The organism is Dietzia natronolimnaea, assembly GCF_002289575.1.
Classification (GTDB): Bacteria; Actinomycetota; Actinomycetes; order Mycobacteriales; family Mycobacteriaceae; genus Dietzia; species Dietzia natronolimnaea_A.
The window spans coordinates 120,796-136,409 of sequence record NZ_NTGA01000005.1 but is presented as its reverse complement, the minus strand read 5'-3'; the positions used below and the strand labels follow the sequence as shown (position 1 = coordinate 136,409).

General features: G+C 69.9%; 14 protein-coding genes. 6 read left to right on the top strand and 8 right to left on the bottom strand.

Translation table 11 applies throughout. The annotated features are described in order from the left end of the window. Position 1: 1 nt before the first annotated feature. Both glgX and CEY15_RS03385 read right to left on the bottom strand, forming a co-directional pair. Positions 2 to 2,146, bottom strand: a complete 2,145-nt coding sequence (glgX, locus tag CEY15_RS03390; RefSeq protein WP_095717305.1) for a glycogen debranching protein GlgX — start codon at positions 2,144 to 2,146, stop codon at positions 2 to 4. 56 nt (positions 2,147 to 2,202) lie between these two features. Then, the gene (locus CEY15_RS03385) at positions 2,203 to 4,314 is read right to left on the bottom strand and encodes an acyltransferase family protein (RefSeq protein WP_245847184.1); all 2,112 of its coding nucleotides are present in this window, start codon (positions 4,312 to 4,314) and stop codon (positions 2,203 to 2,205) included. A gap of 208 nt (positions 4,315 to 4,522) precedes the next feature. Here CEY15_RS03385 and CEY15_RS03380 point away from each other — a divergent pair, with 208 nt between their 5' ends. Continuing rightward, a complete protein-coding gene (locus tag CEY15_RS03380) occupies positions 4,523 to 5,146 on the top strand; it encodes a hypothetical protein (RefSeq protein ID WP_245847182.1) in 624 nt (207 codons plus the stop codon). A 3-nt stretch (positions 5,147 to 5,149) separates the two neighbouring features. Here CEY15_RS03380 and CEY15_RS03375 read toward each other — a convergent pair whose 3' ends face one another. Then, positions 5,150 to 5,878: an NUDIX hydrolase gene (locus tag CEY15_RS03375; protein WP_095717302.1), complete on the bottom strand. Its 729-nt coding sequence runs from the start codon at positions 5,876 to 5,878 to the stop codon at positions 5,150 to 5,152. 73 nt (positions 5,879 to 5,951) lie between these two features. Here CEY15_RS03375 and nadA point away from each other — a divergent pair, with 73 nt between their 5' ends. The 3 genes from nadA to CEY15_RS03360 all read left to right on the top strand — a co-directional run bounded on the left by nadA (position 5,952) and on the right by CEY15_RS03360 (position 8,574). Next, positions 5,952 to 7,037 carry a quinolinate synthase NadA gene (nadA, locus tag CEY15_RS03370; protein WP_095717301.1) on the top strand — a complete coding sequence of 362 codons (1,086 nt, stop codon included), beginning with the start codon at positions 5,952 to 5,954 and terminating at the stop codon, positions 7,035 to 7,037. Between the two features lie 41 nt (positions 7,038 to 7,078). Beyond that, entirely contained in the window at positions 7,079 to 7,984 is a 906-nt protein-coding gene (gene nadC / locus CEY15_RS03365) for a carboxylating nicotinate-nucleotide diphosphorylase (RefSeq protein WP_428844180.1), read from the top strand. A gap of 65 nt (positions 7,985 to 8,049) precedes the next feature. Further along, on the top strand, positions 8,050 to 8,574 hold the full coding sequence (locus CEY15_RS03360) for a hypothetical protein (protein WP_176475004.1): 525 nt from the start codon (positions 8,050 to 8,052) through the stop codon (positions 8,572 to 8,574). A 66-nt stretch (positions 8,575 to 8,640) separates the two neighbouring features. Here CEY15_RS03360 and CEY15_RS03355 read toward each other — a convergent pair whose 3' ends face one another. From CEY15_RS03355 to CEY15_RS03340, 4 genes are all read right to left on the bottom strand, one after another. After that, on the bottom strand, positions 8,641 to 9,159 hold the full coding sequence (locus CEY15_RS03355) for a hypothetical protein (RefSeq protein ID WP_095717299.1): 519 nt from the start codon (positions 9,157 to 9,159) through the stop codon (positions 8,641 to 8,643). Between the two features lie 76 nt (positions 9,160 to 9,235). After that, positions 9,236 to 10,129 (bottom strand): NAD(P)H-hydrate dehydratase, encoded by an 894-nt coding sequence (locus CEY15_RS03350; protein ID WP_095717298.1) that lies wholly within the window; start codon positions 10,127 to 10,129, stop codon positions 9,236 to 9,238. After that, positions 10,126 to 10,863 (bottom strand): histidine phosphatase family protein, encoded by a 738-nt coding sequence (locus CEY15_RS03345; protein WP_095717297.1) that lies wholly within the window; start codon positions 10,861 to 10,863, stop codon positions 10,126 to 10,128. Before CEY15_RS03345 ends, CEY15_RS03350 begins: the two co-directional genes overlap by 4 nt. Positions 10,864 to 10,903: 40 nt before the next feature. Further along, positions 10,904 to 12,085 (bottom strand): zinc-dependent alcohol dehydrogenase, encoded by a 1,182-nt coding sequence (locus tag CEY15_RS03340; RefSeq protein ID WP_095717296.1) that lies wholly within the window; start codon positions 12,083 to 12,085, stop codon positions 10,904 to 10,906. Positions 12,086 to 12,189: 104 nt separating this feature from the next. On the opposite strand from CEY15_RS03340, the gene CEY15_RS03335 reads away from it, so the two are divergent. Beyond that, positions 12,190 to 13,674, top strand: coding sequence for a flavin-containing monooxygenase (locus tag CEY15_RS03335; protein WP_095717295.1), 1,485 nt, complete (start codon positions 12,190 to 12,192; stop codon positions 13,672 to 13,674). A gap of 45 nt (positions 13,675 to 13,719) precedes the next feature. Here CEY15_RS03335 and CEY15_RS03330 read toward each other — a convergent pair whose 3' ends face one another. Beyond that, positions 13,720 to 14,865 (bottom strand): alkaline phosphatase family protein, encoded by a 1,146-nt coding sequence (locus CEY15_RS03330; RefSeq protein WP_095717294.1) that lies wholly within the window; start codon positions 14,863 to 14,865, stop codon positions 13,720 to 13,722. A gap of 176 nt (positions 14,866 to 15,041) precedes the next feature. Between CEY15_RS03330 and CEY15_RS03325 the strand changes: the two genes are divergently transcribed. Beyond that, a complete protein-coding gene (locus tag CEY15_RS03325; protein ID WP_095717293.1) occupies positions 15,042 to 15,611 on the top strand; it encodes a hypothetical protein in 570 nt (189 codons plus the stop codon). The last annotated feature ends 3 nt before the right edge of the window (positions 15,612 to 15,614 follow it).

Genomic DNA, 15,614 nt, shown 5'->3' with positions numbered 1-15,614 from the left:
ATCAGGAGACCTTGCGCAGGACGATCGTGCCGCGATCGGCCACCGTGATCGACTCGTCCGACCCCAGCTCACCGGTGCGCTCCTCGAGGTGGTCCGCCGTGTCCAGCACGACCTCCCACGACTGTGCGTACTCGGGCCCCAGCAACGAGAACTCGATGGGCTCGTGGTGGGCGTTGAACAGCAGGAGGAACGAGTCGTCCACGATGCGCTGGCCGCGCTCGTCGGGTTCGTGGATGCCCTCGCCGTTGAGATAGACGGCCAGGGACTTGCCGAAACCGGAATCCCAGTCCTTGTGGGTCATCTCCGAGCCGTCGGGACTGAACCAGCCGATGTCCTGGGGGTCCTCGTCGTCCCGCAACACCGTGCCGAAGAACCTCCGCCGACGGAAGACGGGATGGTCCCTCCGCAGTCGGACGAGGGTGCGGGTGAACTCGAGGAGGCTCTCCTTGCCCTCATCGAGATCCCAATTCATCCAGGCGATCTCATTGTCCTGGCAGTAGACGTTGTTGTTGCCGCCCTGCGTGCGGGCGATCTCGTCCCCGTGCGCGATCATCGGCGTGCCCTGCGACAGGATGAGGGTGGCCAGCATGTTGCGTCGCTGCCGGTGCCGCAGACGCAGAACGTCAGGGTCGTCGGTGGGGCCCTCGACCCCGCAGTTCCAGGAGCGGTTGTGGCTCTCTCCGTCGTTACCGTCCTCGCCGTTGGCGTCGTTGTGCTTCTCGTTGTAGGAGACGAGGTCGTTGAGGGTGAAGCCGTCGTGGGCGGTGACGAAGTTGATCGACGCGGTGGGGCGGCGGCCGGTGTTCTCGTACAGGTCCGAGGAGCCGGTCAGTCGGGAGGCGAACTCCCCGAGAGTGGCGGGCTCTCCCCGCCAGAAGTCGCGGACGGTGTCGCGGAACTGGCCGTTCCACTCGGTCCACAGTGGCGGGAAGTTGCCCACCTGGTAGCCGCCCTCGCCCACGTCCCACGGTTCCGCGATGAGCTTGACCTGGCTGACCACCGGGTCCTGTTGGACCAGATCGAAGAACGACGACAGGCGGTCGACGTCGTGCAGCCCTCTGGCCAGGGCTGAGGCGAGATCGAACCGGAAACCGTCGACATGCATGTCCAGGACCCAGTACCGCAGCGAGTCCATGATCAGCTGCAGGGAGTGCGGGTGCCGGACGTTGAGCGTGTTACCGGTGCCGGTGTAGTCCATGTAGTGCTGCTCGTCGCCCTCGACGAGTCGGTAATAGGCCTGGTTGTCGATACCGCGGAACCCGATCGTGGGCCCCATGTGGTTGCCCTCCGCCGTGTGGTTGTAGACCACGTCCAGGATCACCTCGATGTTGGCGTCGTGGAACGCCTTGACCATCGCCTTGAATTCGCTCACCGCGTCCCCGGGCTTCGCGGCGAACGCGTACTCGTTGTGCGGGGCCAGGAACCCGAAGCTGTTGTACCCCCAGTAGTTGCGGAGCCCCATGTCGATGAGGCGCTGGTCCTGCATGAACTGATGGACCGGCATCAGTTCGATCGCCGTGACCCCGAGGTCGGTGAGGTAGTCGATGATCGCCGGGTGGGTCATGCCGGCGTAGGTGCCGCGCATCTCGGCGGGGATGTCCGGGTGGGTGGCGGTCATGCCCTTGACGTGGGCCTCGTAGATCACGGTGTTGTGGTACTCGTGCCGGGGGGCGCGGTCGTTCCCCCAGTCGAAGTAGGGGTTGATCACGACGGTGGTCATGGTGTGGCCGAGGGAGTTCTCGGTGTTGCGCTTGGTCGGGTCGTCCAGGTCGTAACTGTGCAGGCTCGGGTGGCCGTCGAACTCGCCGTCGAAGGCCTTGCCGTACGGGTCCAACAGCAATTTCGAGGGGTCACACCGCAACCCGTTCTCGGGTTCGTACGGTCCGTGGACGCGGAATCCGTAGCGCTGACCCGGGGTGACACCGAAGAGGTAGCAGTGCCAGATGTGGCCGTCGACCTCGGTCAGCTCGACGCAGGTCTCACGGCCGTCCCGGTCGATCAAACACAGGTCGACACGCTCGGCCACCTCCGAGAACAGAGAGAAATTGGTGCCGGTCCCGTCGTACGTGGCGCCGAGGGGGAAGGCGCTACCGGGCCAGGCACGAATGAGCTCTGGGGCGGACTGCTGCGTGTCGTCGTTGGTCACAACGCCCAACAGTAGTGGTTATCCGGACTCGTGCCGATGTACCGGGCCCCCGACGCTCACCACCAGCCGGTCGCGGGCCCCATCTGCCGGGCGAGCTCGCCTGACGCGGACCGTACCCACGATCCCGAGAGGTGGTGGGAGTCGTGGTAGACGATGACGTTGCCCACCACGACGGGGCAGTTCCCCGCGTCGCACAGGCCGTCGGTGAGGTCGATGAGTCGGACCGAGTCGATCCCGGCACCGGCGAGCGCCGCCGGGTTGATGGGCGCGATGGACCGCTCCCTGGGCATCCCGCACTCCTCGGGGGTGCCGCCGTCTCCCAGGCAGTCCCCGGCCCGGATCGGGCCGCGTCCCTGGTTGAGCCACGGGGTGTCACGGATGGCGATCACGCCGATGCCCTGCTCGTCGAGCGCCCGCCACAGGTCGACGTACTGGCGTGGGGTGACATCCGGGCCCACGACCCCCACCGGTCGGGTGGCGGTGGTGAACACGAAGTCCGGTGCCAGGCCGACGAGCGCGGCCAGCGCGGCTGGCGTCCATTCGGCGCAGCTCTCGTACAGCAACTCGTCGCTGTCGGACACCGAGGCGTCCAGGGTCAACGGGCAGCCCATCTTGAGCAGCGTCACCACTCGGAAACCGTAGTGGCGGCCGACCTCGTCGAGGCCGCTGATCCAGTGTTCGGCATGCGAGCCGCCGACCAGCGCGATGGTGCGGGGTGCGGTCACGTCGCCGTACACGCACATCTCGACTTCCGAGGACTCGAAGTTGGAGATGCAGCCGTCGAGGGTGCTCATGGGCAGGTCGTTGCCCACCTGCAGCAGGGAGGGGACGTAGCCGGCATCCTCGGGGACCGGGACGCCGTCGAAGAACGCGCGGGCCCCGGGGTGGTCCGGGTCGGTGAGTGAATCGACGTACGGCACCGCGGAGCGAGAGGCCGAGGTGACCGTCCACCACCCGACGGCGCTGAGGCTGGCCACGGCGGACACCACGACGAGGGCGGTGGCCCGCACGAAGCGCCGCTGGTCCCGCTCGGAGCGACCGGACCCCTTGCGGAGCGAGTCGCGCTTCTGGGCCGCGGGCGTGGTCCGGCTCCGCGCCCGGCTGGCCATCCGCAGGGGTCGCTCGATGTATTTCTCGGTCAGCAGGGCCAACACCACCGAGGCGGCGACGATCACCGACCCCGACACCAGCGTGATCTCGGCCTGGCGGTCGTAGGACAGCCAGAGGATGAGGATCGGCCAGTGCCACAGGTAGAGGGAGTACGAGATGTCGCCCAGCCGACGGAACGCCCGCCCGGACAGCAGCCAGGTGACCGGGTCCCTCCGCGGCGTCGCACGCTCACCGTCGGGGAGGTTGCCGCCGAGGATGATCAGCAGCGCGCCGCCGATCGGATACCAGGCCAGGGGGCCGGGGAAGTAGGCGGCACCGTCGAAGAAGAAGCCCGTGCTCACGACCATGAACAGGCCGGCGGCCGTGGTGAGCATGCGCAGCGGCCACGGAAGGACCACCCCGGCCAACACGATGGCCACCAGACCGCCGACGAGCAGCTCCCACATCCGGGCGCCGGTGTCGTAGTAGTTCCAGGGTTGGTTGACCGTCTGCCCGTACGCGGACCACCAGACCGAGGCGACGGTGCCCGCGAGAACCACCCCGAGCAGCATCCACTTGGGAGTCCCGCGTTTCACGACGAGTCGCCACACCGCGGTCAGGCCCAGGATGACGGCCAGGGCCACCAGATAGAACTGGCCCTGGACCGACATCGACCACAGGTGCTGCAGCGGCGAGATGGTGGCGTCGGCTGCCGCGTAGTCCTGGGAGGTGAGCGCGAGTTCCCAGTTCTGGTAGTAGAACAGCGAGGCGACGGTCTGTTCGAAGATCGCCGACCACTGGGTCGGGGGTTTGATGAGGATGGTCCCCACCACGGTCGCCGCCACAGTGACCACGAGCGCCGGGTACAGGCGCCGGACGAGCCGCTTCAGGTGGGGAAGTGGATTGAGGGGGGTACCCGGGAGGCCTGCGCCGCGCAGGAGTGATCCCAGAAAGAAGAACCCGGACAGGGTGAGGAACACGTCCACGCCGCCGGAGACACGCCCCATCCAGATGTGGAACACCACGACCAGTGCGATGGCCAGGCCACGCAGACCGTCGATGTCGTGCCGGTAAGCCATCTTCCCGCGCCGGCGGCGAGCCGGCGGGTTCGGAGTGCTGGTGGCCACTGGCGGATACTTCCTGACGAGTCGTCCGGGCTGTGCTGGCGCCCCGGCCCTGCGAGCGCGCGCACCGAAAACCGTGGTGGCGCCGCGTCAGAGCGTGGTGGAACCGGGTCCGATTACACCACAGACTGTTCACCTCGCCCGCGTTGGTACAGTCCGGCGCATGCTGAGCTCACCGCCGTGGCGCGCCGTGGGGACCCTCGCGGGGGTCGTCGGTCCGGCCGTCGTCGCGCTGCTGCTGTGGGTCGTGGCCGCCCCCCGCTCGGAGTTGCTCTCGGTCGGCGGGGGGAGGGGACTGCGGCTCCCGGAGTCCGGAGCGGACGGCGGAAGTCAGCTCCTGATGCTCATCGTCCTGCTGGGGGCCGCGGTGGTGTGTGCGGTCCTGTCCCTGTGGCACCGCCACCCGGGGTTGCGTCGCCCGGGGGGCGTCCCCGTCCTCGTGCTGCTGCCCGGGCTGACGTGCTCGGTCGCCGCGGCCGCGGCCTCACCGCTGGCAGCGCTCCTGGCCCCGACCGCGGAGGACGCCCCGTACGGAACGGTGGTCGCGCAGCCGCCCACGGCGGGGGCGTTGTTCTTCGACCGCATGATCTACGGGACCACGGGACCATCATGGGACTGGTTTCCGCCCGGCGCCGGGTGGCTGGCCTTCGGCGCGATGATCGCCGCGTTCACCGTCGCGGCGCTGGCCCACGTCAGCCACTCGCCGGAGCTGCGGGACGGAGGGGAGGGCGCGGTCGGTCCGGACGGGGTGCCCCCGGAGTCGGTGTCCACTGACCGTCCGGACTAGGCCTCATGCGCGATCCTCGGTGAGGACGTCGACCGGCGGCCGGAGAGTCGCGAACTGGTCGGTGATCCGCAGCCTGCGCTCGGCGAATCGGTACAGCGCGGCGGGTCGGCCGCCCGAGGGTCCCGGCGGTGCGCTTCGTCCGCAGCGCACCAGCTCGCCCCGCCTGGTGAGGATCCTCTGGAGGTTCGTGGGATCGACCGGATGGCCGAGGGCGGCGGCGTAGTGCTGGGCCAGGGTGGAGAGGGTGAACTCCTCCGGAGCGAGCGCGAAGCCCAGCGTGGAGTAGGAGAGTTTGGCGGCGAGCCGGGCCCGGGCCCGGGCGACGATCTCCGCGTGATCGAAGACGGTGTCGGGAAGATCGTCCACCCGGAACCACGCGGTGTCGTCGGGGATGTCCGGGTCGGCGTCACTGGGCAGGACCCCGAGGAATCCCGAGGCGAAGACCCGCCGACCGGGAATTCGCGACGGGTCGGAGAACTCCGCCACGGATTCCAGGTGGCTCAGCGAGCGCACGTCCACCTTCTCTGCGAGCTGGCGGGTGGCGGAGGTGGCCAGGTCCTCGTCGTCCCCGACCACCCCGCCGGGCAGCGCCCACCGCCCGGCCGCGGGGCCCAGCGTGTGTTGCCACAGCAACACGTGCAAGACGTGCAACGCGGGGGAGGTGGGGTGCGCGACCGGGCGGACCTGACCCACGACGACGAGCACCTCGTGACCGGTGTTACACTTGGGCATGTTTTCGATTATAAGTCGAAAACAAGGGCCGGTGCGGTACCGGTCTGCAGAACCGACCCGGGAGGGGGCAGCGATGAGCACTGCCATAGGACACGGCATCACGGTCGCGCCGCGGCCGGAGAGCACCGTCGGCAGGCTGGAGTCGCCGCTGGCCGCCGGGATCCGTCACGACGGCGCGGTGTACACCGGCATAGAGCCCGACGCCCGGTGGGCGTCCGAGATCCGCCGTCTCGCCGCCGAGCGCGACGCGGTGATCCTCGCGCACAACTACGAGGTGCCCGCCATCCAGGACATCGCGCACCACGTCGGGGATTCGCTGGCCCTGTCGCGGATCGCCGCGGAGGCCGAACAGTCGACCATCGTCTTCTGTGGGGTCCACTTCATGGCGGAGACCGCCAAGATCCTCTCACCGGACAAGACGGTCCTCATCCCCGACGAGGCCGCGGGGTGCTCGCTGGCCGACTCCATCACCGCCGAGCAGCTGGCGGAGTGGAAGGCCGAGCACCCCGACGCCGTGGTGGTCTCCTACGTCAACACCACCGCCGCGGTGAAGGCGCTCACCGACATCTGCTGCACCAGCTCCAACGCCGTCGACGTGGTCGAGTCGATCGACCCGGATCGCGAGGTCCTGTTCCTGCCCGATCAGTTCCTCGGCGCGCACGTGCGGCGTAAGACGGGCCGCGACAACGTTCTGGTGTGGGCCGGAGAGTGTCACGTCCACGCCGCGATCAACGGCGACCAGCTCACCGCCAAGTCCGAGGCGCACCCGGGCGCCGAGCTCTTCGTCCACCCCGAGTGCGGTTGCGCGACGAGCGCGCTGCACCTGGCCACCGAGGGCGCGGTCCCGGCCGATCAGGTCAAGATCCTGTCCACGGGTGGGATGGTCGACGCGGCCCGCGCCTCGGGCTCCCGGGAAGTCCTCGTGGCCACCGAGATCGGGATGATCCACCAGTTGCGCAAGGCCGCCCCGGAGATCGACTTCCTCCCGGTCAACGAGCAGGCCAGCTGCCCCTACATGAAGATGATCACCCCGGCCGCGCTGCTGCGCGCGCTCGTCGAGGGCGCGGACGAGGTACACGTCGACCCCGCCACGGCCGAGGCCGCGCGGGGGTCGGTCGAGCGGATGATCGCGATCGGCAACCCGGGATCCGGGGAGTGACCGGCAGGGGAGAGGGCGGGGTAGCCGCCGGCGCGACCTCGCTGGCCTCCGGCGACGACGACGACCTGTTCGACCCCGACACCCGGGCCGACGCCCTCATCGCGATCCGGCGCGCCCTCGAGGAGGACCTCCGATACGGCCCGGATGCCACCTCGCTGGCCACCGTGCCCGCGGACGCCCGGGCCACGGCCCGTCTCGCGACCCGGTCCGACGGGGTGGTGGTCGGGTTGCCGCTGATCGAACTGGTCCTCACCGAGGTGCTCGGCCCTGGTGGTGACGGCTCCGACGGAGGCGGCGCCGACTTCTCGGTGACGCTCCACGCCCGGGACGGGGACCGCGTGTCGGCCGGTGATGTGGTGGCCGAGATCGGTGCGCCGACCCGCGGTCTGCTCACCGCCGAACGGACCCTTCTCAACCTCGTGTGCCACCTCTCCGGGGTGGCGACCGCGACCCGTGCCTGGGTCGACCGGCTCGAGGGCACCGGATGCGCCGTCCGCGACACCCGCAAGACCATGCCCGGTTTGCGGCTGCTGCAGAAGTACGCGGTGCGATGCGGTGGTGGGGTCAACCACAGGCTCGGCCTCGGGGACGCCGTCCTGGTCAAGGACAACCACGTGGTGGCCGCCGGTGGGGTCCTTCCCGCCCTGGCGGCCGTCCGCGAGCGGTTCCCGGACCTGCCCTGCGAGGTCGAGGTGGATTCCCTGGAGCAGCTCGACCAGATGCTCGCCTCGGAGGTGGACCTGGTCCTGCTGGACAACTTCCCCGTCTGGCAGACGCAGACGGCGGTCCAGCGCCGGAACGCGATCTCACCCCGGACCCGGCTGGAGTCGAGCGGCGGTCTGGGTCTGGACGTCGCCGCGGACTACGCGCGCTGCGGCGTGGACTTCCTCGCCGTCGGCGGACTCACCCATTCCGTGGCGGTGCTGGACCTCGGGCTGGATATGTGAGGTCCACCCCACCCGGTCGTTCTGGTGCGGTGGTGACCGCCGGGACCCGCGTAAAGTTGGTTGTCATGACGGGCTTCTGGGACACGAGCGAGAAGAGCACGCCGGCGGAACGCCGGCAGCAGCGGATGGCGGAGGCCCGCCGGCGCGTGGAGTCAGGGGAGAACACCTCGCCGCCGCCCCCGCGCCCGGCCCCCGGCCCGTCGACCCGGAGCCGTTCGGCTCGGTCCTCCCGACCGGTGACCGTGGATCCGCTCTCGGTGACCGGGGCCCAGTTCGCCGTGTGGCGCAGTGTGCAGCACTTCTGCGCCACCGATTCGCTCCCCGACGCCCGCGGGACCGACCTGGACCTTCTGGTCGCTTGGTCGGATTCCATCCAGCCGTTCCGGCTGCGTCAGCGGATCGTGGCTCGCCTCGACTCCGAGGGAGCCTGGGTGCCGGTCTGTTACGCCAAGGACGGCGTCCGCGAGACCATCACCCAGGCACAGGCCGACCGTTACCGCGAGGCCAGGCTGGGCGAGTCCACCCTCTCCGGGGGCGCGCAGAAGGCGCTCAGGGAGACCGACCACCCGGAGTCGACGACCTCGCTCTGATCTGGCCACACTCTCGCTTCTGACCCTGGCGTCGGTCTGAACTTGTCCCCGCGCTGATGGCGAAGGTCAGCCGGTGGCCAGGGCGAACCGCCGACCCCGCGGTTGCGGCCCGCTACTGAGGACCAGCTCGTCGGCACCCGACTCCCGGCCGGCGGGACCGGTGGTCTCCGTGGTGGCGGTGACCTGGTCGGCGCCGGGGATCGCGTCGTCCGCGGTCTGCTCGCCCGTCAGGGTGTCGGCCTCGGCGTCGCCGGGGTGCTCGGCCACCGCGACGATCCTCCCCTCCCGTTCCAGGTCGATGAGCGCGGTGCGCGCCGCCCTCGCGTAGCGCAGGTGTCGCATCGCGGGGGTGTCGGTGGCGGGGCCGGAGGGGTCCACGTCCGCGAGCCGCAGCGGTTCACCGGAGGGGGCCTCGTAGGCCTCACACACCGACTCGACGATCTCGTCAATTCCGAGGCTGTCCCACTCTCCGAGCTTGTCCACGACGATCATGCGGGCACGGTGCAGGGTGTCGGCATCCGGGACGGTGGCGTCATCGATGGCGGAACGGATCTTCTCGGCACGGGACTTGTCGGTGGAACTCATGACCCGAGCCTGCCAGTCCCGGGGCCGGGGCGCAGCCGGTCGCGCGCGCGACCGGAGCGCGACGGTGGACGGATGCTCAAGACGAGAGCTCGGCCATGACGTGGGGGATCTCCGACAACAGCTCTCTGGCCAGAAATCCGGTGGGACCGACCCGCACCGCGAGCCGTTCACCGGCCCGGCCGTGGGCGAAGGTGGCCCACGCGGCAGCCTGAGCGGGATCCGCCCCGCGAGCAAGCAGCCCGGTGATGACCCCGGCCTTGACGTCACCCGAGCCGGACACCCCGAGCCCGGGGGTGCCCGATTCGTCACGCCAGAGACCGCCCTCGGGTGACGCGATCCACGACGTGGCCGCCCCGGAGACCACCACTGCTCGGGTGCGCCGGGCGAGGTCGGTGACGCACCGGGGGGTGTCGGCCTCGACGTCGGACTCGGGGACGTCGAGAGTCCTCGCCAGTTCCCGGGTGTTCGGGGTGAGAACACAGCGACCCTCGAGGTGGGCGACCCCGTCCGGGCTCGCGGTCAGGAACGCCAGGGCGAGAGCGTCGAGGACCAGCGTGCAGTCGAGATCGGGGACCACTCGGCGGAGCAGTTCCGCGGCGACCTCGACGTTGCCGAGACCGGGGCCGAGGACGACGGCGGCACACCCCTGCGCCAGCTCGGCGACCGTCCCCGCGCCGTCCGGAGACAGCTCGCCCTGCTCGTCCTCGGGGAGCCCCACCGTCATCGACTCCGGGATCCGCAGGGCCAACCCCGGCGCCACGGAGGATGCCGTCGCGATCTGGAGTTTGCCTGCCCCGGCGCGCAGCGCGGCCTCCGACGCGAGGAGCACCCCGCCCGGTGTGGTGCGACCGCCTCCGACGACGAGCACCCGGCCGCGGCTCTCCTTGCCGCCGTCCGGCGTGGGAAGCGCCCAGCCCCGCAGGCGGTGGGAGGTGAGCACGAGCGCCTCGCCCTCCTGGCCGGCGGTCACCGGCCGTCCTCGTCCGCCGCGGAACCCTCGCGGGTGGTGGGGGCCTCGGCCCGCTCTACGGCCGTGGTGTCGGCGTACCGCTCGAGGCGCAGCGCCCCCTCGCCGTGCCGGTAGGTCGTCACCGAGCAGTTGGGCAGGGGGTCCTCACGGTCGACGTGGAGGATGTCCTGTTCAGCCATGTGTTCCAACGCCACCCGGAACCCCATGATCACCGCCTGGTGGCTGAAGATGCACAGCCGCTGCCCGGCGTACTGCTGCCGCAGGTCGGTGAGCAGGTACCGCACACGCAGGACCACGTCCGTCCAGCTCTCCCCACCCGGGGGCCGGTAGTAGAACTTGCCGATCCTGTCGCGCCGCTCGGCCTCCGCCGGGAAGCGGTCACGGATACCGTGCCCGGTGAACCCGTCCAGGATCCCGAGGTCCCGCTCGCGCAGTCGTTCGTCGGTGAGGAGGGTGGCATCCAGGCGGGCGGCGTCCAACGCGGCGGTGGCCGTGTCCGCCGCCCGCCGGTACGGGGAGGTCAGCCACACCGTCGGCCGGTGCTCGTCCGGCAGTGCGGCCAACCACGTGCCGACCGCCGACGCCTGGGTGACCCCGGTCTCCGACAGTGGGGTGTCGGCGTCCCGGTAGTTCAGATCGAGGCGGTGCGCCCCGGCGGCGCGGGCCTCGTCGTCAGCGATGTTCCCCACGCTCTGCCCGTGGCGGACGAGCAGGAGGCGGGCGAGTTCCGTCATGCCCGGAACCTACCTGTCCGCGTCCCGCCGGGCCCCGTTCTCACGGGGTGAGGACGATCTTGACGGCCCCGTCCTGCTTCTTCTGGAAGATCTCGTAAGCGTGGGGGGCGTCCGCGAGGGGGAGCCGGTGGGTGGCGAAGTCATCCACTCCCAGCGGGTCGTCATCGTTGAGCAGCGGCATGATCTCCGGCACCCAGCGCTTGACGTTGGCCTGCCCCATCGTGAGTGTGAGCTGCTTGTCGAACATCGTCAGCATCGGCAACGGGTCCGCGGTGCCGCCGTACACGCCGGACAGGGAGATGGTCCCGCCCCGGCGCGCGATGTCGATGGCGGAGTAGAAGGCGGCGAGTCGGTCCACCCCCGAGTTCTCCATCACCTTCTTGCCGAGGAACTTGGGCAGCAGTCCCACCGTCGCGTGCGCGGCGGTCGCGACGGGGGACCCGTGAGCCTCCATGCCCACCGCGTCGATCACCGAATCCGGCCCGCGCCCGTCGGTCATGTCGCGGATCACGTCGCCCAGCTCACCGGGGACGCCGGTGGGGTCGAGGACCTCGACTCCCCGGTGCGCCTGGCGGGCCCGCCGCTCGGCGACCGGGTCCACCCCGATGACGCGGTGTCCGCGGTGGGAGGCGATCCGGGCGGCCATGTCGCCGATCGGACCGAGCCCGAGCACCACGACGGTCCCGCCGTCGGGGATCTGCGCGTACTCGACCGCCTGCCAGGCCGTCGGCAGAACGTCGGACAGGTACAGGTACCGGTCGTCGGAGTGCTCGTGCGGCACCTTGATGGTCGTGTTCTGGGCCTGCGGCACCCGGAGGTACTCGGCCTGGCCGCCCGAGACGCTGCCGTACAGCTCGGAGTAGCCGAACAGTGCCGCGCCCATCCCCTGGTCGCGGACCTGGGTGGTCTCGCACTGCGTGTTGAGGCCCTTGTCACACATGTAGCAGTGGCCGCACGAGATCTGGAACGGCATCACCACCCGGTCGCCGGGGGAGAGATCGGTGAGTCCGGATCCCACCTCCTCGACGATCCCCATCGGCTCGTGGCCGAGGATGTCGCCCTCGTTCATGAACGGCCCGAGCACCTCGTACAGGTGCAGATCGGACCCGCAGATGTTCGTACTGGTGATCCTGACGATCGCGTCGGTGGGTTCCTCGATCCTGGGATCGGGTACCTCATCCACGCGGACATCGCGCTTGCCGTGCCAGGTGACCGCCTTCATGTCAGGCTCCTCTCGCTGGTCGTGTCATGCGCGCTCACGCATATCACCGACGCTACGAGTCCGGGCGAACCATCGCATCCGGTCGCCCGAGCCTGTACACCAGAGTGGTGACCAGTCTGCGACAACCCCGCGTGGTGATCATCGGTGCAGGAATTGCGGGAATCTCTGCTGCGCACACGTTCCGACAGGCCGGGCTGAGCGATGTGGTGATCTGCGAAAAGGGCACCGACGTCGGCGGGGTGTGGCACTGGAACCGCTACCCGGGCCTGACCTGCGACGTCCCCTCGCAGCTCTATCAGTTCGGGTTCGCGCCGAAAGCTGACTGGTCGCACGTCTGGGCATCCGGTGAGGAGATCCGGCTCTACCACCGGGACGTGGTGGAGCGGTGCGGACTGGACGGATGGTTGCGGCTCGGAACCGAGGTGACGGATGCGGTGTACGACGAGGAGTCCGCCACCTGGACTCTCACCACCGCGGCGGGGGAGACGCTCCTCGCGGACTTCGTGGTGTGTGCGACCGGGGTGCTCCACCACCCCCATGTGCCCGACATCGACGGACTCGACTCCTTCGCAGGCCCGGTCGTGCACACCGCCCGCTGGGACCCGGAACTCGAGACCGGTGGATCGCGGGTCGCGGTGATCGGGTCCGGATCCACGGGGGTGCAGATCGTCTCCGCGCTTCAGCCGGAGGCTTCGCGTGTACTGCACTTCACCCGCTCCCCGCAGTGGATCCTCTGGGCGCCGATGGGCGTCCGCCAACCCGAGCTGTTCACCGCCCTGCTTCGCCGGATGCCGGGACTGCAGCGGGGTCTGTACGCGGCCGCACTGTGGGCGTCGGGGATTCTGGCGGACGTGGTGCTCAAGCCGACCTGGCGTCGCCGGGCGGTGCAGGCCTACGCGCGGTCGAGTCTCCGCCGACAGGTGCGCGATCCTCGACTCCGCGAGCAGTTGACCCCCGACTACGAACCGCTGTGCAAGCGGCAGGTCGTCTCGAGTACCTACTACCGCGCCATCACCGCCCCCAACGCCGAACTGGTCACGGGCCCGATAATCGAGGTGACGCCCACCGGCATCCGCACCGGTGACGGCGTCCACCACGAGGTCGACGTGATCGTCCTGGCCACCGGTTTTCGCGCGCACGAGTACATGCGCCCCATGCGGATCACCGGTCGCGACGGACTGAGTCTCGATGAGGCCTGGGCGACCGGCCCGCGGGCATACCGGATGACCGCGATCCCGGGATTCCCCAATCTCTTCACCGTTCTCGGTCCCAACTCGCCGACCGGGTCGATCTCACTGCAGTACTCGGCGGAACTCACCTCGCGATACGTCGCGCAGTGGATCGAGCGCTGGATACGCGGCCAGTTCGACGCCGTCGAGGTGACCGACCAGGCGACCGAGGAGTTCGCCGGTGCGGTGCGGGAGGCGATGGGACCGACGGTGTGGAACACCGGGTGCACGTCCTGGTATCAGACCGCCGGCGGTGAGATCGATCTGTGGCCCTTCGACCGGAAGCGGATGGAGGAGATGCTCAACCGGCCCGATGGTCGGGACTTCCAGATGATGCGCGTGGACTCCGGCGGACCTTGACCTCCGACCTGCGGGTGCTGGTCACCAGCTGACCTGGCCGACGGCTCACCGCAGTACGAGCGGGATGTGTTGCTCGGCCGCGGTGTTCGCGCCGTGGTGGCCGAGGAGACTCGACTCCATCTTCTCGTGGTGGGAGCGGGCGAGGATCACACCGCCTGTCGCGATCGCGATGACGTCGCCGAGTCGCTCGGCGTGCTCCCGGCCCGGACCGAACAGCTCCTCGTCGAGTGCCTGCTCCCGGCTCACCACGCGGGCGTGGCCCCCCAGTTCGGCACTCCAAGCGGACTGGACCGCGGGTCCGGACCCGGCCCGGGCGTAGAGGTGCCGCACCCTGGCCTCGCCGGCGACGGCGTCGACGTCCGCGAGGAGCGCCGGAGTGGAATCGATATCGATGACGGTGTCGGCCGCGACCATCCCGTGGTCGGCGGTGACGACCATCCTGCAATCGGGGGGCAGATCAGTCGCCAGGTCGGCGACGACGGCGTCCACGTCGTGAAGGGACTGACGCCATTCGGGGGAGCCCGGACCGTGAATGTGCCCGATGAGGTCCAGGTCGCCGAAGTAGGAGTAGACGAACCGCGGGGAGCGCGACGATCCGGAGACGGCGTCCAGCACCGCCTCGCGAATCTCCTCCAGTGAGATCGCCGGCCGATAGTCTCCGTCGGCGCGGAACGCGGCGCGGGTGAGTCCGGATTCCCGGAAATCCTCCCGCATGACGTAGGTGACGTCGACACCGTGCTGCGTGAGTAGCTCCATAAGGCTCGGCAGTACCTGCACCTCGCGCGGAGGGAATCGGTCCAGTGCGGAGGGCCCCTCGGCTGAACCCGTGGTCCACCGCAGGGAGTTGAACACGGTGGGAGTGTCCGCGCCCTCGTCCGGGAGCGCGAAACTGTAGCCGACTATGCCGTGGCGCGAACACGGTGCGCCCACCGCGAGGCTGGTCAGGCTCGTGGCCGTCGTGGCGGGGAATCCCGCGGAGATCATGCGCGCGGTCATCGCCGCGAGGGTGGGGGCGACGTCGGCGTGCTCCCGGATCAGTTCGGCGCCCAGACCGTCGACCAGCACCAACACCGCATCCCTCGTGGGCGGCAACTGTAGGGGGTTGCGGATGTCCACCCCCAGCGAGGAGGCGATCGACGGCATGACGTCGGCCAGTGAGTGGGCGGCGGCGCGTGTCGGGATCCCGGTCATGGCTCCACTCTCCCTCATCCGGCCGGAGTGCGGCGAGGACCGGCGCCGAGCGGGTTCGCGTCACCGGCGCGTGTGGGCCGTGGCGTAACACCGCCCCGCTCCCGGCGGATATGTGATGGACTCGTTATTCATCCATCCGCCGAGGGCCGCGCGCCCCGTCATGCTCGGAGATCATCGTGACCAGATCCATCGCCTGCGCCGGAGCGCTGGCCGCCGCACTTCTCGTCTTCTCGTCCGGCGCCGCCACAGCCCAGAGCGCGGACGGCCTGTCTTCGGGCGCCCTCGACTCGGCGTCACTGTCCGGATCCGCCGGAACGGACACCGACGGGGACACCGGCGGTCTCGGCTCGGCCGGCGAGCTGCTCCCGGCCTCCGTCACCGGGTCTCTGCCCGGGTATACCTCCGGCCCGGTCGGTTCGGTCGCGAGCGCCGCCTGTGCGGTCGGCACCGTGGCCGGTGCGGCTGCCAACCTCGCGGGCATTCCGCTGCCGCCGATCGGCGTCGTGTGCATGGTCGTCAAGCCCGTCGCGGAGTCCGTGGACTTCCTGAGCCGCGGGGATGTCCCGGGGTCTGTCGGGGCCGTCATCGAGGGGGTCCCGGTGGTGGGTGGCTCGCTCGCCGGCTCCGTCAGCACGGACTCGGCCGTCGACGCCGTGGAGGGTTCACTGGGTGAGGAGCGACTCGGGTCGATCTCCGGATCCTCGGTGTCGCCTGAACCGACGCCCGAGGTCTCCGCGGAGAACTGACGA

Bases quoted from the DNA above. Each gene is read 5' to 3' on its own strand.
- CEY15_RS03385 (WP_245847184.1), bottom strand. From the start codon at position 4,314: ATGGCTTACCGGCACGACATCGACGGTCTGCGTGGCCTGGCCATCGCA.
- CEY15_RS03380 (WP_245847182.1), top strand. From the start codon at position 4,523: ATGCTGAGCTCACCGCCGTGGCGCGCCGTGGGGACCCTCGCGGGGGTC.
- CEY15_RS03375 (WP_095717302.1), bottom strand. From the start codon at position 5,878: ATGCCCAAGTGTAACACCGGTCACGAGGTGCTCGTCGTCGTGGGTCAG.
- nadA (WP_095717301.1), top strand. From the start codon at position 5,952: ATGAGCACTGCCATAGGACACGGCATCACGGTCGCGCCGCGGCCGGAG.
- CEY15_RS03360 (WP_176475004.1), top strand. From the start codon at position 8,050: ATGACGGGCTTCTGGGACACGAGCGAGAAGAGCACGCCGGCGGAACGC.
- CEY15_RS03355 (WP_095717299.1), bottom strand. From the start codon at position 9,159: ATGAGTTCCACCGACAAGTCCCGTGCCGAGAAGATCCGTTCCGCCATC.
- CEY15_RS03345 (WP_095717297.1), bottom strand. From the start codon at position 10,863: ATGACGGAACTCGCCCGCCTCCTGCTCGTCCGCCACGGGCAGAGCGTG.
- CEY15_RS03340 (WP_095717296.1), bottom strand. From the start codon at position 12,085: ATGAAGGCGGTCACCTGGCACGGCAAGCGCGATGTCCGCGTGGATGAG.
- CEY15_RS03330 (WP_095717294.1), bottom strand. From the start codon at position 14,865: ATGACCGGGATCCCGACACGCGCCGCCGCCCACTCACTGGCCGACGTC.